Annotated in this window: 17 protein-coding genes; 8 read left to right on the forward strand and 9 right to left on the reverse strand. The window is 54.9% G+C overall.

The window, feature by feature from the left end:
* Positions 1-17 precede the first annotated feature (17 nt).
* The 4 genes from JXQ78_RS02610 to JXQ78_RS02625 are packed head-to-tail and all read right to left on the reverse strand — an operon-like array spanning position 18 to position 3,552.
* Entirely contained in the window at positions 18-1,421 is a 1,404-nt protein-coding gene (locus tag JXQ78_RS02610) for a class I SAM-dependent methyltransferase (protein WP_330631923.1), read from the reverse strand.
* Positions 1,422-1,431: 10 nt separating this feature from the next.
* Positions 1,432-2,154 (reverse strand): prephenate dehydrogenase/arogenate dehydrogenase family protein, encoded by a 723-nt coding sequence (locus tag JXQ78_RS02615; RefSeq protein WP_330631924.1) that lies wholly within the window; start codon positions 2,152-2,154, stop codon positions 1,432-1,434.
* Between the two features lie 57 nt (positions 2,155-2,211).
* Entirely contained in the window at positions 2,212-3,384 is a 1,173-nt protein-coding gene (locus JXQ78_RS02620; protein ID WP_330631925.1) for a Xaa-Pro peptidase family protein, read from the reverse strand.
* Positions 3,385-3,423: 39 nt separating this feature from the next.
* The gene (locus JXQ78_RS02625) at positions 3,424-3,552 is read right to left on the reverse strand and encodes a hypothetical protein (protein WP_330631926.1); all 129 of its coding nucleotides are present in this window, start codon (positions 3,550-3,552) and stop codon (positions 3,424-3,426) included.
* A 287-nt stretch (positions 3,553-3,839) separates the two neighbouring features.
* On the opposite strand from JXQ78_RS02625, the gene JXQ78_RS02630 reads away from it, so the two are divergent.
* The 5 genes from JXQ78_RS02630 to JXQ78_RS02650 all read left to right on the forward strand — a co-directional run bounded on the left by JXQ78_RS02630 (position 3,840) and on the right by JXQ78_RS02650 (position 8,253).
* Entirely contained in the window at positions 3,840-4,283 is a 444-nt protein-coding gene (locus JXQ78_RS02630; RefSeq protein ID WP_330631927.1) for a hypothetical protein, read from the forward strand.
* 40 nt (positions 4,284-4,323) lie between these two features.
* Entirely contained in the window at positions 4,324-5,064 is a 741-nt protein-coding gene (locus JXQ78_RS02635; RefSeq protein ID WP_330631928.1) for a ThuA domain-containing protein, read from the forward strand.
* A 64-nt stretch (positions 5,065-5,128) separates the two neighbouring features.
* A complete protein-coding gene (locus JXQ78_RS02640) occupies positions 5,129-6,097 on the forward strand; it encodes a sugar phosphate isomerase/epimerase family protein (protein ID WP_330631929.1) in 969 nt (322 codons plus the stop codon).
* 92 nt (positions 6,098-6,189) lie between these two features.
* On the forward strand, positions 6,190-7,299 hold the full coding sequence (locus tag JXQ78_RS02645) for a Gfo/Idh/MocA family protein (protein WP_330631930.1): 1,110 nt from the start codon (positions 6,190-6,192) through the stop codon (positions 7,297-7,299).
* An 87-nt stretch (positions 7,300-7,386) separates the two neighbouring features.
* Positions 7,387-8,253 carry an SMP-30/gluconolactonase/LRE family protein gene (locus tag JXQ78_RS02650; protein WP_330631931.1) on the forward strand — a complete coding sequence of 289 codons (867 nt, stop codon included), beginning with the start codon at positions 7,387-7,389 and terminating at the stop codon, positions 8,251-8,253.
* Between the two features lie 5 nt (positions 8,254-8,258).
* Here the strand turns inward: JXQ78_RS02650 and JXQ78_RS02655 are convergent, their stop codons facing one another.
* The gene (locus JXQ78_RS02655) at positions 8,259-9,266 is read right to left on the reverse strand and encodes a hypothetical protein (protein ID WP_330631932.1); all 1,008 of its coding nucleotides are present in this window, start codon (positions 9,264-9,266) and stop codon (positions 8,259-8,261) included.
* A 75-nt stretch (positions 9,267-9,341) separates the two neighbouring features.
* The gene (locus tag JXQ78_RS02660; protein ID WP_330631933.1) at positions 9,342-10,559 is read right to left on the reverse strand and encodes a hypothetical protein; all 1,218 of its coding nucleotides are present in this window, start codon (positions 10,557-10,559) and stop codon (positions 9,342-9,344) included.
* A 327-nt stretch (positions 10,560-10,886) separates the two neighbouring features.
* Here JXQ78_RS02660 and JXQ78_RS02665 point away from each other — a divergent pair, with 327 nt between their 5' ends.
* From JXQ78_RS02665 to JXQ78_RS02675, 3 genes are read left to right on the forward strand one after another with little or no spacing between them, the layout of a single operon-like run.
* Entirely contained in the window at positions 10,887-11,357 is a 471-nt protein-coding gene (locus JXQ78_RS02665) for a hypothetical protein (RefSeq protein WP_330631934.1), read from the forward strand.
* Positions 11,342-12,709, forward strand: a complete 1,368-nt coding sequence (locus JXQ78_RS02670; protein ID WP_330631935.1) for a hypothetical protein — start codon at positions 11,342-11,344, stop codon at positions 12,707-12,709. The genes JXQ78_RS02665 and JXQ78_RS02670 overlap by 16 nt, the downstream gene beginning before the upstream one ends.
* 57 nt (positions 12,710-12,766) lie before the next feature.
* Entirely contained in the window at positions 12,767-15,940 is a 3,174-nt protein-coding gene (locus JXQ78_RS02675; RefSeq protein ID WP_330631936.1) for a VirB4 family type IV secretion system protein, read from the forward strand.
* Positions 15,941-15,946: 6 nt separating this feature from the next.
* Here JXQ78_RS02675 and hflX read toward each other — a convergent pair whose 3' ends face one another.
* From hflX to psmA, 3 genes are all read right to left on the reverse strand, one after another.
* Positions 15,947-17,266 carry a GTPase HflX gene (hflX, locus tag JXQ78_RS02680; protein ID WP_330631937.1) on the reverse strand — a complete coding sequence of 440 codons (1,320 nt, stop codon included), beginning with the start codon at positions 17,264-17,266 and terminating at the stop codon, positions 15,947-15,949.
* 272 nt (positions 17,267-17,538) lie between these two features.
* Positions 17,539-18,264 (reverse strand): ribosome assembly factor SBDS, encoded by a 726-nt coding sequence (locus JXQ78_RS02685; protein WP_330631938.1) that lies wholly within the window; start codon positions 18,262-18,264, stop codon positions 17,539-17,541.
* Between the two features lie 71 nt (positions 18,265-18,335).
* A complete protein-coding gene (gene psmA / locus JXQ78_RS02690) occupies positions 18,336-19,088 on the reverse strand; it encodes an archaeal proteasome endopeptidase complex subunit alpha (protein ID WP_330631939.1) in 753 nt (250 codons plus the stop codon).
* Between the last annotated feature and the right edge of the window lie 2 nt (positions 19,089-19,090).

The following is a 19,090-nucleotide window of genomic DNA, read 5'->3' on the forward strand; positions in this document are numbered from 1 at the left end:
GACTCCCACCGAGTCAGTCAGGCGATGCGATCGACGACTGCTTCATCGTCGACAACGCAGTTGTATGCCGATTCGTCCGCGTTCCAGAGCACGAGGACGTTCTCGAACGCGAGGACGCTGGCGTAGGGCGCGGTGATGAGCGTTTCGTTCAGTCCGGTCTCTCGGACAACGACCGCGAAATGGTCAGTCTGCTGGCTCCCATCACCAACGAGAAACAGCGGATTATCGGAACCGAGATCGTGACTGAGTTTGACACCAACCAGGTCGACGCGATCTGAAACGACCGATCCCGAGTCGGCCATCGGCGTGAATCGATCGCTGTTGGGTGCTAGCTCCGTTCGCCGGCGTCCGTCCGGACGCAACACGCTATACGCGTACTGCACGTCGGTGTTAACGAACGCAGTCGGCTCCTGGTCGCTCTCTGCGGGCGTTGAATCCGCCAGTCGCCGTTGGACCGACGGCGTCGCAATATCGTCTTTTATGGTGAACGACCAGGATTCGGCGTCACTTCCTGGCGTTTCGTTCGGCCAGAGCCTGAGTGTCGGATCATACACCGTCAACTCTCCATCGTCAGCGAGTCCGCGTTCGAGCGTTCGCAGCTCGATCGCCGTGTTTTGGTCCGCCGGTGCGAGTAGCAGACAGCTACCATCCCCAGCCACGTACTCTGTGTAGCGAGCGAGCGTGGCCGCCGGATCGTCAAGTTCGCTCAACACGTTCGCGAACACGAGAAGGTCGTACTCACCGGTGGGCTCGAACGATTCTGCCGTCTCTTGATGAAATCGAACGGACTGATTCGTTCGTCCCTCCCAGAGTCGTTCGAAGACGGAGATCGCAGGGCTCGGCTCGACGGCGTGATACTCGATTAGTCCATCGCTGAGCAGTTCCAGTGCGCCCATCGCTGGCCCACCGACGCCTGCTCCAACGTCGAGAATTCGACAGTGGTGGGGAATCAACCCTGCATCGATGAGCGAACCAATCGCGTGTTGCATCACGGCGTAGTTATCGTACAGATGATAGATGGCATAGGCGAGCGCCGTCACCGCATCGTACTCAACTGGTTCTCTGGCGAAATAGTCGGCTTTGAGCCGTGTGATGCGTTCTCTGAGGGTAGTGGCGGATTCACCCGTCGCCCAGTGTCGTCCGAACCGTTCGACGAGCAATGCCTCAAGCCGGCTATCAAGGTCCTCTGGAATCCGACCAACTGGTCCGCTAATGGCAATCGGTCCATCAGCCACCGGGACGAATCCCTCTTCGCGTTCGGCCATGCCAAGTTCGAACGCGTGTTCTCTGAGTACCTGTCTGATCGCGGCCGGATGCGGATGGCCTTCAACGTAGTCGCGCAGCTCTTCGGGATCGATCGGGCGAACGTTCTGGAGATAGCGCGCAGTATCGAGAATTTGTGAGCGCTGATCGTCGTTCATTAAACACCACTCAACGGGCGTTTCTGTAGAGGGTTTCGAAGGCGTTGTCGTCAGCGCGGGCAAGTCGTGTTGCAGCATCAGCGATGTCGTCGGCACCGTCGAACGCCTGTTGAATGTCGGTGTACACCCGTGGTGTGCCGTCGGTAATACGTTCGAGTAGGGCAGTGAGCTCTGCGGAAATCGGCGTATGAAACTCCTCTCGAACGGGTTCGCTTGCGAGTCCGTAGGCGAGAATCGCTGCGTGCGCACGCGCCTGTACGGTTGTCATCGCACGGTCATGTTCTTCTGGCGTCGTTTCGAACAGCTCGTTTCCAGCCTCGGTGAGCTCAGCTCGAAGCATATCAGTGATTGGACCGGGACGGTCCGCCACCACGGCAATCCGACCGGGGGCATGGCTGCCAGCGAACAGCGGATGGAGACTGAGCCGCTCGCGATCGGGTCCAACAGCTCGCATCGTCCGAACGGCCGGCTCCATGACGCCTGCAACGTCGACCAGTGCTTTGCTGGCACGGACTGCGTGGCGTTCGATCGCCGATCCAATCTCCGTCATGGGTACCGCCAGACAGACGAGATCGAACGTTTCTTCGGTGGCTGGCGAGACGACGCGGCCCCCCGTCTCCCGGACAGCCGCCGCCGCGGTGTCGTCGTCGAAATCGGCGTAGGCGATTGACGCAGAGATGGAGCCACCGAACCAGCGGCCCATCTCACCCGCGCCGACGATCAGTGCATTCATGAAGGGATCGTTGGAGTGCAGCGTCCTAAATCAATGTGGAACGCGACCGCTCGAAGATCAATCGAGCCGAAGCTGCTGTGGATAGGTTGTGAGATTCTCGAAACCGTCCTCGGTGACGACGCCGATATCCTCGATGCGAACGCCACCGACCGACGGATCGTACAGGCCAGGCTCGATAGTGATCACGTGCCCAGGTTTCAGTGTCTCACCGACAGGGCTCAACGCAGGGCCCTCGTGAACGTCGAGTCCGACACCGTGGCCCGTACTGTGAATGAATCCGGTTTCTGTCTGAGGATCACTCCTGAGGGTTGGATAGCCAGCGTCTTCGTACACGTCACAGACCACATTGTGCACGCTCTCTCCGGTGACGCCGGGTTCGATCGCGTCGATCGCGGCTGCTTTTGCCCGTTCGGTCAGTTCGTAATACTCCTCGATGGCTGGGGTTGGCGTCCCCTTCACGAACGTCCGGGTCATGTCCGCGAAGTAATCCGTGTCTTTCCCGCGTGGGAAGATGTCGATCACGATGCTCTCATCCGGGGCAAGCGGACCACTCCCTCGATCGTGTGGGTCGGCACCATCGCTTCCACAGGCAACGATCGTTTCGTCGAGGGCGTGATCGTTTTCCAGCAGCTCAAACTCGATTTCGCGTCGGAGACGCTCGCTGGTGAGCACCGACCCCTTATACACCAGTGTCTCCCCGTCGATCGACGACTCTGACAGAATTGATTCGGCATGGGCCATCGCCGCCTCATTTGCCTTCTGAGCCCGACGAATCTTTTCGATCTCGTCATCGGTTTTTTGCGCGCGCATCTCCGCTGTGTCATCGTCTGCATCCACCACAACACGAATCCCGAGATCACGGAGCCCATCGGCCAGCGAAATGGGAAAGCGGCTGGGGACGACGATCGATTCAACATCCTGTGAGCGCAAAAACGATGCGACTGTCCGTGAGAACGCCTCTGCGGAGCCGTACTCGCTTCGCTTCTCGCGGAGGTTGAAGTCGCTGAACCTGGCGACGGTCGCGGCGTGACTCTCTGATTTTGCACGGCCGAATTCAAGTGAGGAAACCAGCAGGTGAATGTCACCTGCAAAGAGCGTCACGAACGGATCCGGCGCGTCGAAACCGGACAGATAGCGCTGATTCGGATCGTCGCTGTCAGCATTGAGTAGGTAGCCGTCTACGTCTCGTGTTTCGAGAACCGCCTCCACGGGGGATACATCCGGCTGCATACCAGACAACTGTCCCCCAACGCCTAAACGATGGCGAGATCACTGTCCGTTGTGTTCTCTCGCCACCAGCCATAACAGTCCGTAGCCAACGACGCCAGCACTGAAGACGAGTGGTGGGACGACGAACGGACCGAACGTTTCCCACACCCAGACCAGTAGCTCGCTCACAGGAGACACACGGGAGGCGATAGGAAAAAGATGGCCCATAGACCATAAAATCGATGCTTGACGCTTCGGGAGAGCTATTACAGACAACTGCCAACGAACGAATGCAGCTGGCGAGAGAATCCATCCTATATGGGTCCGAACGCTGTCATTCCATACCGGATGCGATTGTGAGTACTCTGCTGTGACCTCCCCGGTCACCATGGGTTCTTTCGGTGTCCCTGCTTGATTTTTCGAAGGTTGCGTGTGCAGCCCCCAGGCCTTTGTCAGTCACTCGCCAAGGGGCGATCATGACCCGCTTTGTCTGTCCGTCGTGTCGGTCACGCCCGACAGCCCTCCTGCACTGGCAACGAGTAACCGACGAGCAGACACCCGAGACTACACAGTTGCTGCTTGATGAAACGGCTGGCGACGACACAACGATGGCCACGCTTCGACCCTGTGGCCACACGTACTATCGGTCGGACCTGAAAGAGCTGTTCGAACTGTTGGACCAACTCGAGGAGCTGTTTGTCGAACACGAGAGTACCGACGGGGCGTATGCCCAACAGCAACTCAGGAGCGAAATCCACATTCTTGCAGAACGTCTCGACGGTGTGGCCGACCGTTGTGCGTCACGGGTGACCCAGACGGACCCAGCCGCCATTGCAGACCGGACGGACGAATGGTCCTGTGAATCGGTCCACCCGTCCTCGACGTTCCGTGAGTTCGGATCGCCCGAGCATCTTGGGTGACCCGAACGATTAACACGTGTCTGCGTCTCGGGTGTGGTGTATGACAACAGTGACGGTGTGGAACGAGTATCGCCACGAGCGAGAGAACGATACTGTAGCCGATATCTATCCCGATGGCATCCACGCAACCATCGCCGGCGCACTCGACGACCACGGATTCGACACACAGACCGCAACGCTCGATGAACCGTCGCACGGCTTGACCGACGCAGTTCTTGCAGATACCGACGCGTTGATCTGGTGGGGTCATGCCGAACACGATGCGGTCACAGACGCAGTCGTCGAGCGTGTTCACGAACGCGTTCTCGACGGAATGGGCCTCATTGCGCTTCACTCAAGCCACTATTCGAAAATATTCACCCGATTGATGGGGACGAGCTGTTCGCTGAAGTGGCGCGAAGCCGCCGAAACTGAACGTCTCTGGGTGATCGAACCGACACATCCGATCGCCGAAGGACTCTCGCAGTTCGTCGAACTTCCCGAGACGGAGATGTATGGCGAACGGTTCGACATTCCCCAGCCAGAAACGCTGGTCTTTTGTTCGTGGTTCGAAGGCGGAGAGCTATTCAGATCCGGCTGTTGTTACACTCGCGGCGCCGGAAGAATTTTCTATTTCCGACCCGGCCACGAAACATATCCCATCTATCACAACGAACAGATACAGGAGATTCTGGCTAACGCAGTGCAGTGGGCGGATCGATCGACGGGAACGGGATCCGAGTTCGGTAATAGCGAGCCAATCGAGTCCATCGACACCTCTGACGTGAGAACTGTCCATTAACATAACAATACGTCGAATCAGCCCATTCCAAACATTTATTTGAATCTGAAATAATCAAATTGCCATGGATATTGGTGTGCTAACAGTTGCAATCGGTGATCGGAGTAGAGACGAAGCGTTCGCCTATCTGTCGGAACGTGGTGTCGGGGCCGTCGAACTCGGTGTCGGAGGGTTTCCTGGCCAGCCACACGGGTCGCGGCGCGAACTTCTCGACGATTCGGACGCAAGAGCCCAGTTACAAACGGAACTTGACCGCTATGACCTGCAGATTTCGGCCCTCGCAACGCACAACAATCCGCTCCACCCCGACGACGAAAGCGCTGCTACCTCGGATACAGAACTGCGCGAAGCGATCGAGTTGGCCGCGTTACTCGATGTAGATGTAGTGACCTGTTTTTCAGGGCTTCCGGGTGGTGGTCCATCGGATGCGACGCCCAACTGGATCACGGCTCCATGGCCACCAGAACACGGCGACGCGCTCGCATACCAGTGGGAGGTCGCGATCGAGTACTGGTCTGATCTCGCAGCTCACGCCGCCGATCACGACGTTTCCGTCGGGATCGAGATGCATCCGAACATGCTAGTATACGAGCCGACCGGACTCATGCGGCTCAGAGAAGCGACGAACGAGCAAATCGGGGCGAACTTCGATCCGTCGCATCTGTACTGGCAGGGGATCGATATCGAGCGGGCAATCCGATATCTCGGCGACAACGATGCGATTTGCCACGTTCATGCCAAAGACACACAACAGTATCCGGCCAATGAGAAGCTCAAAGGTGTACTCGACACGACACCCTACACCGACGAGCCCGATCGATCCTGGCTGTTCCGATCGGTGGGCTACGGACACGGCGAACACCACTGGAAATCGATCGTGTCTACGCTCCGAATGGTAGGATACGACGGTGTACTCTCGATCGAACACGAGGATTCGCTCACCTCGGGACAGGAAGGCCTCGAAAAAGCAATCGACCTCCTGGATCGTGTTGTGTTCGAAACCACGCCAGGTGAGGCCTACTGGGCCGAGTGACGATTCGAACTGAGAGCCAAAATTCATCGAATTACTATCCGTTTTGATACAAAATAGAAACAATTAAGGGGTCGTTTGCGAAATGCGGTTTCATGACACTCGATGTTGGCGTACTCGGCTATCGGTTTATGGGTCGTGCACACGCAAATGCCCTTTCTCGTCTCGAAATGTTTTTTCCCGATGCACCGGCCACAAATCGGACGGTGTTGATTGGTCGCGACGCAGAGGCTCTGGAGGAGGCCGCCGATCGGCTCGGATTTGACTCAACCGCGACAGACTGGGAAGATGCACTCGATGAGATCGACGTGTTGTACAATCTGGGTCCAAACCACGTTCACGTCGAACCGTCGATCGCAGCACTCGAAGCCGGAGTCAGCGTCCTCTGTGAAAAACCCCTCGCACCAACGCTTTCAGACGCCAAGCGAATGGCTGATTCTGCACGTCAATCATCGGCCACTGCTGGCATCGCGTTCAACTACCGATTCGTTCCCGCAATCCAGTACGCACGCAATCTGATCGCCGACGGTGCCCTTGGGACGATCCGACACGTTCGGGCCCGGTATCTCCAGGACTGGCTCGTCGATCCGGAGGCCCCCTGGAGCTGGCGACTCGACGAATCGTTGGCTGGAAGCGGCGCACTCGGCGATCTCGGTGCCCATTCGATCGACCTGGTTCGGTTTCTCCTTGGTGAGCAGGTGGGACCAATTGAGCGTCTGTCAGGTCAGCTCACGACCTTTGTCGACGAACGACCGGTTGCAGGCGAGGACGAAACCCGACCGGTGACCGTTGACGACGCGTATTCGGCACAGGTCACGTTTGATTCAGGAGCGACGGGCCTGTTCGAAGCCTCACGATTCGCAAACGGGCATGATAACGACAACACGGTCGTGATCAATGGATCTGCGGGGAGTTTACGGTTTTCTCTTGAACGACTCAATGAACTCGAACTCCTCACTGGAGACGATCGAGGCTATCAGACGGTCCTCGTCACTGATCCCGACGATCCCTACGTAGAACACTGGTGGCCACCAGGCCACGTGCTGGGCTGGGAGCACACGTTCGTCCACGAAAACTACGAATTCCTCAGCGCCGTGCGTGACAATGATACATTCACACCTGACTTTCACGATGGGCTTGCCGTTCAGCGGATTATGGACGCCATCCAACGATCCGACCGTGAAGGCACCTGGATCAAACCCTGATTGGGCAACCCGGCAGTTTAATTGTATTTATTACTGAATGCTAGCAATCCATTATATTATTAGTGTCTTCAGACTAAAAGCACAGTAATGCCCACACAACTCCATCGGTTCATCGATCAGGCCTATGAGACCGGCGAGGGTCCGCTGTACCATCCCGACGAAGACAGCCTGTACTGGGTAGACATTCCGAACGGGCATCTCTATCGGTACGATTTTGCGACCGACACACGCGAACAGTGCTACAGTGGGCCATCGGTTGGAGGTGTTACCATCCAGTCTGACGGCGCGTTGCTGTTATTCAAAGAACACGGGACGATCACTCGGTGGGATGATGGTGAAGAATCAGTGATAATTCCTGAAATTCCAGAGGTGCGTGGTTCTCGGTTCAACGACGTGATTGCCGGGCCACACGGCCGCGTTTACTGTGGGACGATGCCACCGGATGGCCGCCTCTATCGGCTTGATCGGGATGGTTCGATCGTCGAGTTACTCTCTGAGGTGCAGATTTCCAACGGACTGGGATTCAGCCCAGACACAGAACGCGTCTACTTCGCCGAGACCGAAGCCGAAACGATCTGGCAGTTTGATTTCGACGTCGAATCCGGAACGTTCTCGAATCGTCAGGTGTTCGTCGACACCCGTGGCGATCAAGGAAAGCCCGACGGATTGACCGTCGACAGTGAGGGATACGTCTGGTCTGCACGATGGAACGGTGGGAGTATCGTACGCCATCATCCAGATGACGGACGCGTCGTCGATCGTGTCGCCATCCCGGCACGGAAGGTGTCGTGTCTCACTTTTGGAGGCACCGATTACGACCAGGCGTTCGTGACAACGGCCACCGCTGGAAATGACCGATCAGTAGAGGGAGACGGTGCTGGTGCGCTATTCAGGTTTGAAGCCGATACCAGTGGTGTTCCGGAGTATCGCTCACAGATTTCGCTTCCGGATTGACCTCCTCACCAGCGATCCTGTCTGGGGAAATATCGCCATACCAACACCAGCAACACGCCCGCAAGAACACTGCCACTGATCAGTCGCCCGAGCAATGAGAGTGCTGACGTATTTTCGCTCGGCGGTCCGGTCGACGTTACCTCCGCATTCGACGGAGGATGCGATGGCGCGACCGTCTCCATTGGGGTTGCCGAGTGCGTCGAAAACGGTGTAATCGAGGATCTAATCGGCGTTTCGGGATCATTTTCCCCATTCGACGACACCACAGTTCCCGCCGTATCCTGTGGACCATTCGGTGCCGTCGACGGATATGAATTGCTTCCGGATGGAGAGACTGTTCGGCCATTCACCAACAGCGTACCATTTTGCGTAACAGATCGGTTTTGAATGGCACCCGTAAAGTAGAATGTATCGGACGAATCGCTGACGGTCCCGTCTACAGCCGTCGTGTTTTGACTGATCACATCGATTATATTGTCGTCTTCGTCAGCAGATTCCCCAGCAGAAAGCACTCCGTCAACGTGTACAGTATACTCGACGGGGGCTTCCCCAGACGTTCCATTATTGGCCCGGATTTCCAGGTGATTGGCACTTATGATTTCGGGATCCACTTGCTGTCCATCCAGATACACCTGAATCCCATCACCGTTGAACTGAAACGTCTCGATATATCCTCGGTACTCGATCGTATCGCTTGCGTCGGCTGTCGATTCGTTCCATGGCAATGACCCAACCCGGCCAGACAATCTCGTTCCCTGTGGAGCCGCTCCTTCGTTTTCTGTGCTGTTGATCCACTCCGACGCAGAAAGTACATACTGAACGGAACCGTTCGTCGATTCGATCGTGATCGTGTGCGTTTCCTGAGCCGACGATGACGCGTCACCGGGTGTGAGTTCTTGCCCCCAGACTGTACTAATTGGTACTCCAGTACAGAGTGCCACCGCAGAGACGATCACAAGGACAGCCAGACCGAAACGTCGACAGCGACGAAACAACGCGGGAAGGTTGATCATTACCATATCAAGACTGATCAACTTTTTATAGGTGATGATAAATTATCATACAATTTCAAAATATTATCTATCCAGCTATCCGGTCGATTCGTTGGCTGTTTCTAGTGTGCTTAGATCAAGCGGTCCAGGGGCTGCCATCCGCATTCTCGCGGAATCTCCGGCCTCTGCAAGACCGGCTTCTACTTCCTGGAGACGGTTTCGACCGAGATCGACAGCCGCTGGTCCGTGCTTGTTTCCTGTCACACGAATATCTGCATTGCGGGGAAACAGTGCTACACTGCCTGAATCTCCGTCTCTGTCGCCGTCACGCTGTTGAGCACACCAGTTATTACAAAATCTTCCAAATTGTGCAGGAATTCCCTGAATCGAAAAAGCTGGATACGACGTGAGTTCGAAGACGTTGTGGTGGACGTTGACGAATCCACCAGCACGAATTCCACGGCCAGTTCGACCGAGATGGTCCAGATTCTCGCCGAGATAATGCATATCAAACGAGTGAAGCGATGCGTGAGGTCCAACGACGTTAAATCGAGCCTCGTAGCTGTTCGTCGCGTACCCGAAACCAGCGATCGAGTGACGATTATAATCGAAGGTGTTCCATTCGATCAGATGAACCCCGTTGTACAACTCCATTGGATAGCCGTAATGTTCCATCTGGTTGTGATGCATCCAGTTGTGATGGATCCATCCGCTAGTTTGGGCAGTTGCGGCACCCAGTGCGAATCCGGCAAACGTCCACCCAGCGACTTCGTTATGATCGATTATCGCACTCGTACCCTGGAGACTGAATCCAAGCGCCTCAAAATCTACTTCGTCATAGCCACCTCGTCTTGGCTCAAATCGGTCAAAGCGCGGGCCGTGGAGCCGTAAACCCGTGATACGAGCCCAGCCGGAGTGCTGACTGAAAAGACCATTGTCGTAGCCAGTGGTTTTGATCAATCCACCGGAGCCGCCCTCAAGCGCCCTGTTGCTGGCTATGGTCACGTTTGGTGCGATCGGCACGCCGACTGATCCCGTCATATCGATCGTCGCCGACTCAGGGATCCAGACGATCGCATCCGGCGTACTGACGGCCTGTATCAATGTCTGTCGATCAGTTGCGGTCGTCGTGGCCATCGATTCCGTAATCCGGTGGCGCTGTGACGTAAATTGGAGCGAGGGGCGGTCAGTTGCGCTCTGAGGCCGTGTTCCTCGCCAGATTGCCATACAGCCACTCAGGCTGGCCATGCCAACAGTTCCCACTGAGGTTGCACCAACGAGGAATCCACGTCGGCTGACTGACCGTTCAGACATGATTCAATCGACCGGCAGTTATTTTACTGATCCGTGTCAATCGCCACCGCGGAGCGATGTCAACAGTTGGCTGCTCCAGCGAAGATACCAGTCGAATCCAATGTTCGAGAAGATACCACGCAGTGCGTTCACACCAGTTTTTCGGCAGATCTGCCAAATAATTCAGAATCTTGAACATATAAGATGTATTTCCATTCGGCGATTTCATTTCGTCCAATCCCGTTCTAAATGCCATTGTTCGCGATAGTTCCAATGCTATTGTAAATAACCTTTTGGGTAACTAATCCGGTACTTTTTTATACCCGCTTGCTAATATTAAAATATATCATGGTAAAAAAGACGCCCGTGTCTGGAATCAGAGCACACGTGACTGGTGGTTCAAAACGAATTTTCCACACTGCGGCTCACGTGCTGATGCGGCCCGGCCGCCACGATTTATATCTTTCAGTAATATTGATAGCGACAGCACTTTCACCAGTACTGGCGAGGCCAGTAGCGGCTCAAGTTGGTGTATCTGAGGCCGAACAGGTACTCTGCAGCGGTTCGACGGGATTTAATATTGCACAAATTATCACGGTTGGTCTCGGATTAATATCGATGTATTTCATCCTTAAATTCCTGGTTCGAATGATGACGGGGTTGGACAAGGCAGGGAGCACCGACTCTGGAGCGCAGGCCCAGGGGAAACAGGAAGCGAAAGGAGGGATCTACTCACTTGTTGCAGCACTTCTTCCTGTACTGGTGCCGGTGTTCCTGAACGTGGCAGGGATCAACGTGGCGTCGTGTCTCTTCCCATAACGGTAGTGATGAGTATTCAGCCTCGAGACGCCACTATCGCCGTATGTTTTATCGGGTTCCTTCTACTCGCGGGGAGTGGTACGGCTGTCGCCGAACCGATAGCCAATACCTGGACGGGGGGTGACGACCGGAGTGATACTGGGGATCTACGGCTCAGCGAAAACGGGCACGTCTTCCAGCAGAACGAACCCACAGAAACGACGAACGCTTCGGACTATTCCATAAATGTAGGGTTCGTTGAGGTGCCCCTCGGTGAAGCGATAACTACTACTCTACAATTCTTTATCGATCAGCTACAGGCCGGAATCAGTTCACTCGTAACGTCATTTTCGGAATACATTCTTGGTCTGCCTGCACCAGGACAGGCGGATGATCCTTCGTCATGGGTCACTGCCGGTGGTGTCTGGCAGGCGGTGTACGCAATCTATGGGATAATGTCTGCACTCGCCATCGCCTTTTTGACTCCATCGTTTATGGTTGCAACGGACACCAAACAGAAACGAAAGCGGAACGCTCGATTCGCAGAGCTCGGAAAAGCGGCATTTTTCATAATTCTTGGAATTCCGATAACAGCATTCTTTCTTCATTTCGGGCACTCATTAGTTATGACGATTGCCCCGAGCGATACCGAATTTTTTGTTAATAGTGCAAGCCTAACCAATCTAGGAATAGGAATAATATTTGGATCATTACTCATTGCAATAAAATCCACAACAGTCTTGTTTGCGCTTGGATTCGCAGTTGTAATATATTTGCTCACACTATTATCGGTCGCCCTCTGGCCACTATTTTGGGCAACCAGAGTCCAACCAGAGAATACAGTAAAATCATTCGGAATTGTCGGCCTTTCAATATTTCCACAGCTGATCCTATTGAAATTTCTCCAAGTAAGCATTCTCCGCTTCCTATACTATCTTCCAATTGATACTTTGGGAAATTCCGTCTTCAAGCTCGTGGCAACGACGATTGGAATCGGTATCACGTTTATTGGGCTTCCGTATATTTTCCTTACAAAACTGCTACCAGGTGCCGCGATGGTTATCGATCGGGGGGCCGACAGCACGACTCAGACCTCAGGCGAAACCACATCCGGAGGGGTGCCAGCCGGGAAATATACGAGTACGAAAAGCGCCGGTGGAATGGCCCAGTCCGTCGGTCCACGGAGCAGTGGTCCCACTACCCGTTCACGACAACACCACCAGCAGAGTCCCAACGCCCGAGCAGGGCCGAATCCTGACCAGCCCACACCCGTAGACAGGTCCGACGCAAGTGCTACAGAGTCGGAAACGAGTTCGAAGGAGACACCCACTGAACGACGATCTGTCGGCCCCGAAAGCAGAGGCCCCCGGTAGGCATAGATTCAAAAGCGAATACGCACTGACTACTCAACACACCAAACACACCAGACAATGGATCCATCAACAAACGACAACAATTCGAGCGTGTCGGGACTCATCCTCCCACACGTCGATACGACCGTCACAATAAAAGGTATCGTCACATTTGACAACATGTACTCATTCGCGGTTCCAGTAGCTGCCTTCGTGGTCGCACTCCTCGCCTGGTCGATCAATATGTTCGTGATCGCAGCGCTTGCATTTACGATTACACTGGTGGCACTACCAGTGGTGTTGTATCTTACCTACACGAATCCGTACTATCTCTCATCGTGGGAGCGAATCGAACGGTTTGTCGAATCGCGGCGACTCCAGCAGAAATTTCCATACCAGTATCATGAAACATTAGGGAGAGAAATACACGGTGTGAAGCGATTATACCCGGATGGAACCGCGAAGATGAACGATGGGAGACGGGTTGGTCTCATCGGCGTTGAGGGAATGAATGCCTGTCGAATAACTGATGAACAGGCGAGTACGTACGTTGAAACGCTTACAAGTGGCATTGACGAACAGATTAAAGATCTTCCATTTTCAATCTATTCGACATCGGCCAGTTTTGATCCGGAGTCGTTGGTAGAGCACCTCACAGAACAGACCACGGCTATTGAGGAGTCCTCACGGGAGACTGATTCGAAGACGAAACAGTACATCTCGGAGCTGCTCTCCGATGTCGCATCGTGGTTCATCGAAACAGAATCCGAGATGTGGGAAGCAAACCGATGGGAGTATTACATCGTTGTCTCCGTGCATCCTGACGAACTTCACGTCGATCCAGTCTCGGATGGCGCCGGAGTCATTCCCCGGCTCAACCCGTTTTCGACTACAAATGAGAATGAACAGGCACAGGCGGTCGAAACCGAACTTCGAGCCGAACTGGACAATCGGATGGCCACTTTCGAGAGTGCGCTCTCCTCTGTGAAAGGGATCAACAGCGATCGAGCCGGTGTCCTCGATACGACCCGGGTGTTGCTCCGTTACTGGTCAGGTGAGCCGAATCTCACTCACGGATCCGAAATCCAACGATCGATGGCAGACGACGACAGCCGCGTTAACGTTGGCGAAAGTCCAACCGAACGACTACTAACGCCGAGCAAACTCGACGCTGCCGATGGTCGCATCGAAGTGGGTGATGAGCTCTGTAAGACGTTCTGTATCATGGGGTGGCCGGTCGAACCACCACCGATGTTTCTGGCGAATCTGTTTACGATGCGCACAGCGAACGTCGACGTTAAGCTTCACGTTGGACCAGAACACAAACAGGCGACGATCGACGAGCTAGAACGGCTGTATGCAGACGTCGAATCCGAGGAGATGGAGCGCGTCCAAAAAATGGACGCGAGCAAAATCCAGATACAGAACGACAAGGACGCCGTCCGGAAGATGTATCTCCTGTTGCGTAACACAACTGCACAACCCTGGAAGGTGAGTATGTACGTTACGGTCCGTGTGGGACCAGAAGAGGCCCACGAGTACGCAACGAAAACAGGACGAAATAGTGATTCGTTGTATCTATCGAAAGTCCGGGCGCTCGAAGATGCCTGTGACGATGTTCTTGAGGTTCTAACGAGTGCGCCAGCTGGACTCGGTCCACGACAACCGAGTACAGACGTATCTGCCCTCGACATGTTCGAATCATCGTCGCCAACAGGGACGGACCTCTATCACGAGAAGGGAGATAAACCCAAACGAACTCGGATGCTTGGTGGGGCTGTCGCTGCAACATTTCCCTGGTGTGCGGGTGTGATGCAAGAGTCCGGTGGACTCCGTTTTGGTCGAAACAAACAGAACGGATCGGCAATCTTCGCGGATCCGTTTGAGCGGGGGGCTCCACATATGCTCACCCTTGGACAGACGCGTTCAGGGAAAACGTACTCCGTCGAAACGGCGTTGGCAGAGTGGTTCTGCTCCGATCCGTCGCGGTCGCTCATCGTCTGTGACACTGAACAGGGGTTTGAGGGACTAACGCAGCTCTGTGGTGGAACACACATCGTGGTGGATGGAGAACAAACAATCAATCCCTTCGATATCCACCGTCCACCACAACGGGTCCGGGAAGCAAACATCGGTGGCTCAAGTCACTTCCAGATGAAAATCGACGAGGTGACGAGCTTTTTCGCTGGAATCCTTCGGGCCCAAGGGATCGATCCCTCACCATACATCTCGACGATCGAAGATGCAGTCCAGCAAACGTATGAAACACGTGGGATCTCGCACGATCCCGCAACGCACGCGACGGATTCTCCGACAATCACGGACTTCGTTGGCGTGTTAGAACAGATGCTCACGACGCCAGAGCGCTTTACGTTCACTGGCCACGAACGAGAAGCAGAACAGAGGGTTCGGGTGGTGTCCGACCTGCTGGATAAGCTCAGTGGATTTAAAGAAAACCGCAAATATCATCATATGGTCGGTGAGACCGACACCGGGATCCTGGACAGTGAAACTGACATGGCGTATATCGATCTCAGCCAGTTCAATGAGGCTTCAGAGGCAGATAAATCCGTCATGCTCCATCTTATTTTCGGTCAAGTATATCAGAAAGTAAAGAGGACAGCTGGGGAAATCATCTTTTTAATCGATGAGGCGCACTTTTTGCTCCACAGTGAGGAAATGATCGAATATCTTCAGGATGCGGCGCGGAGCTGGGCACGATACGACGCTGCACTCTGGTTCGTCACGCAGTCACCGCGAGAGTTCATCCAGCGAGCGCAGTCGATCGGCGCAGGCCAGGAAAATCAACGACGGACGATTCTGGATCAGTGTTCGATCATCCAGACGTTCAGAACGCCACGAATTGAAACGGAGATGCTCATGGATGGACTGGGACAGAACCGCCTCCAGGCGGAGTTCGTCAGAAATGCTGCTGTCACTGGGAGTACGGAGAGTCAGTACTCCGAGTGTTTGATTCACTTTCAAGACCGCGAAGGGTGGTGGGAGAGTCATATTGAAGCGAGTCCATTCGAGGATCTGGTCTGGAACTACGCCGGACGAACGCACGGCGATTTCGATCGCTATCTACAGAACAACTGGGACGGCTTTGACGATTCAGTCTTGCCATCGCTTGATCCACCATCACACGAATCTGCAACATCAGAGAAAAAAGACAATACTGTTTCGGAGCTGTTTTCAGAAAAGCCAGCAACGAACGGCGAGGAGTACACCGAACCCTACGGTGAGCAGTGAACGTCTCTACTCTGCTGTGACCGAAATTGTTCCGGCTCTGGACCGAGAGCGCTCAACGATTTCTGGACGGGCCTCGAAATCGATCACCACCTGTTCGCCGTAGGTAACGTCATTGACGTTCGCATTGTCGTGAATCCACGAGACGAGACTCATCGTGTCGTCTGTCATTGGAAGGATGAGGCGCTCTCGTTCGTAGGGGGGGAGTTCGTGATCGATCCGCTCAAGAAGATCTTCCACTCCATTCCCATTAAGTGCACTCACTGTCACCGGATTGGGAGCAAGCGCTGAAAGTTCATCCATCCGACGCTCTCGTTTTGAGACATCAAGGCGGTCGATTTTGTTCAAAACCGTCACGATTGGTGCCTCGTTGCGTTCGTACAACGTGTCGTGGCAAGTGACCAGCTTCTCTCTGATCTCTTCGATTGGTTCGGAAACATCAACGACGAGCAACACCAGATCGGCCCGATACACCGCATCAAGGGTGGATTTAAAGGACTCAACGAGCCAGTGAGGAAGCTCGGAAACGAATCCAACGGTGTCAGTCAACAACACATCTCGACGATCCATGTCGACTCGCCGAGTCGTCGTGCCGAGGGTGGTGAACAGCTGATCTTCAGAGGCGGCCGTCGTATCGAGATCTGGATGACGATCTTCGTTCTCATCGACTGAAAGATCGCTCGCAAGTTGCCGCAGCAGGGTTGATTTTCCGGCATTCGTGTACCCAGCAAGCGCGACGAGATCGAAGCCAGATTCACGCCGCTGTTCCCGACGCTGTTGTTCGTCAGCCTCTATCTGTGAAAGCTCCTCGTTGATCCGGCTGATGCGCTTTTTGATATCCTGTTCTCGGCTATCATCGTACTCACCGAGTCCCATGAAGCCGGGCCGTTCATCTCGTTTTGCCAGGCTAACCTTCGCCTCAGCGCGAGGAAGCTCGTATCTTAGCTCGGCCAGCTCAACCTGTAACTGTGCGGTTTTCGTCTGGGCTCGCTGGCCGAAAATATCCAGAATCAACCGGAAGCGGTCGATAACGCTCACTCCATCCGGAAGACGAGTTCCGAGGTTAAACGTCTGATACGGCCCGAGACGGTTGTCGAAAATGACGGCCGAACTCTCAGTTTGTGAAACTAGTTGGGCGAGCTCGTCTACCTTTCCAGAACCGAGACAGAGCGCTGGGTCTTCCGTTCGGGTCTGGGTGATCTCACCGGTTACCGTGTAGCCACCGGAACGGGCGAGTTCTTTGATTTCGTCCGTCTCCGGTGGTCCGGTGTTGGGATCAGCCCGCGCTGCGATCACGGCATGGTCCGTAGCGGTCGGTGTTCCCGTCACTCACGAGGAGGTAGCAGGTCTGTATACTTAACAGTCCGGGCGGGGCTAGTTTGTCTAAAAGAACCGGCGCTAAAATTCCTTCCTCAAGGGGCAGTATCAGAACTGCTCTGCAGTTCTGGTTAGCAACCAGAAATCGAAGTTTTCTGGTGACATCGCCAAAACCTCTGGAGGTGGGCTGTACCCTGCAAACACCCAACGTACCAGGGATCGACCTTGTGGGAAACCTCTGCCGCAAGAAACCGCCGAAGGCGGTGAGCAGACAGAGGACGACGTCACCTTGTGTCGAGCTCGTCCTCGTCTTTTACAACTTGAGTCTCGGCTTCGCCGCTTGAAACCTCGTTCACGAGATCGTAAAAGTCGTTTTGCATCCCAGCCGGGAATTCAATGACTCCCACCCACGAGCCGTCCGACTGCCACTCTTCGCGCTCAAGTTCGCCAAACTGCCGAATCTTTGCCTGGCCGCTACCGGCGTATTCGGAGGGGAGTCGAACGGCGATTACGATTTCGTCGAATCGAATTGGAATGATTGGACGAAGCGCGTCCAGTGCGTCATCAATCTGCCGTTCGACCGGTTCCATCGGATCGACAGAGAACCCAGCCTCCTCAAGTGCTCGTTCGATCCGTTCGGGTGGGTGGGGGGCGTTATCCATCTGTGGATTGACTGCGTTTCGCGTAATGCGATCGACGAGCTGGCGATATTTTCGATTCTGCATTTCCCGGCGCTGGTCGGCTGTAATCTGGATATCCCCACGACGAATGACTTCCGGAATGATCTCAAGGGGTTCAGTCGTATCAAAAACTGTTTCAAGGTCATCAGCCGCCGGCCGATCGCCACTTGCTGCGTCTTCAAACACGTCTTCGGCAGCGATCACGGACTCGAGATCGCCATCGAATTCGTCACGTTTGATCGAGAGTGCAGCATCAGGATCAACGAGCACTTCGAATCTGGCACCATGTGACTCGAGTCGTGCGGTAACGGCTTCGTCAAGCGATATCATGGATACTGACTACAGGGAGCGACGGTAAGTGTGTTCTCCTGTGGACCGACGAACCGGTGGTTCGAAGACGGTCACTCCTCAGTGTCAGTCTCGTCTGCTAGAAGGTCGTGTTCTTCGAGATGCGCCGTGACCGTCTCGTCATCGAGAACGGAGTACTGCTCGCCTTCTACGGTGACGGTCGCAACGCTCAGACCAGTTGGGGCAAGCCCCTCATCGTTGACAGAGGCAAGCGCGTTGAGTGCGAGTCCGATGCCGGCGTCAAGGTCCATCTCTTGTTCATACTCTTCTTGAAGATACGACTCGATATCCGACCGGTGTTCACCAACGGCGAGGGCCTTCCACTCACGTGGTGTGCCGGATGGGTCAGTTTCGAACAGTCGTGGCGTCCCATCCTCAACTCCACCAATGATGAGTGCCACTCCGAACGGTCGAGCGCCACCGACCTGGGTGTACTGCTGAATGTTGTCCGTGACAGCTTTGGTGAGCGTCTCGACACCGATTGGCTCGTCATAGCGAAGCTGGTCGACCTGCGCACGCTGGCGCGCGTAATCGATCAGCTGTCGTGAATCAGCCACGTGTCCAGCGCTCGCGATGCCGATGTGGTCATCAGTCTTGTGGAGTTTTTCGACGCTTGATTCGACGAGCAACGGCGATCGGAGTCGCTTTTCGGCGACGAGAACGACACCGTCTGCCGTTCGAACGCCGATGCTCGCGGATCCTCGTCGGACTGCTTCGCGCGCGTATTCAACCTGATACAACCTGCCGTCCGGGGAGAAGATGGTGATCCCCCGATCGTACGCTTGCTGTTGCGATTGTCCCTGCATAG

It is taken from the genome of Halocatena halophila, assembly GCA_027563145.1.
GTDB classification, from domain to species: domain Archaea; phylum Halobacteriota; class Halobacteria; order Halobacteriales; family Haloarculaceae; genus Halocatena; species Halocatena halophila.

Coding starts and splice junctions, on each gene's coding strand:
- JXQ78_RS02610 (WP_330631923.1), bottom strand. CDS start 1,421: ATGAACGACGATCAGCGCTCACAAATTCTCGATACTGCGCGCTATCTC.
- JXQ78_RS02615 (WP_330631924.1), bottom strand. CDS start 2,154: ATGAATGCACTGATCGTCGGCGCGGGTGAGATGGGCCGCTGGTTCGGT.
- JXQ78_RS02620 (WP_330631925.1), bottom strand. CDS start 3,384: ATGCAGCCGGATGTATCCCCCGTGGAGGCGGTTCTCGAAACACGAGAC.
- JXQ78_RS02630 (WP_330631927.1), top strand. CDS start 3,840: ATGACCCGCTTTGTCTGTCCGTCGTGTCGGTCACGCCCGACAGCCCTC.
- JXQ78_RS02635 (WP_330631928.1), top strand. CDS start 4,324: ATGACAACAGTGACGGTGTGGAACGAGTATCGCCACGAGCGAGAGAAC.
- JXQ78_RS02640 (WP_330631929.1), top strand. CDS start 5,129: ATGGATATTGGTGTGCTAACAGTTGCAATCGGTGATCGGAGTAGAGAC.
- JXQ78_RS02645 (WP_330631930.1), top strand. CDS start 6,190: ATGACACTCGATGTTGGCGTACTCGGCTATCGGTTTATGGGTCGTGCA.
- JXQ78_RS02650 (WP_330631931.1), top strand. CDS start 7,387: ATGCCCACACAACTCCATCGGTTCATCGATCAGGCCTATGAGACCGGC.
- JXQ78_RS02655 (WP_330631932.1), bottom strand. CDS start 9,266: ATGATCAACCTTCCCGCGTTGTTTCGTCGCTGTCGACGTTTCGGTCTG.
- JXQ78_RS02660 (WP_330631933.1), bottom strand. CDS start 10,559: ATGTCTGAACGGTCAGTCAGCCGACGTGGATTCCTCGTTGGTGCAACC.
- JXQ78_RS02665 (WP_330631934.1), top strand. CDS start 10,887: ATGGTAAAAAAGACGCCCGTGTCTGGAATCAGAGCACACGTGACTGGT.
- JXQ78_RS02675 (WP_330631936.1), top strand. CDS start 12,767: ATGGATCCATCAACAAACGACAACAATTCGAGCGTGTCGGGACTCATC.
- JXQ78_RS02685 (WP_330631938.1), bottom strand. CDS start 18,264: ATGATATCGCTTGACGAAGCCGTTACCGCACGACTCGAGTCACATGGT.
- psmA (WP_330631939.1), bottom strand. CDS start 19,088: ATGCAGGGACAATCGCAACAGCAAGCGTACGATCGGGGGATCACCATC.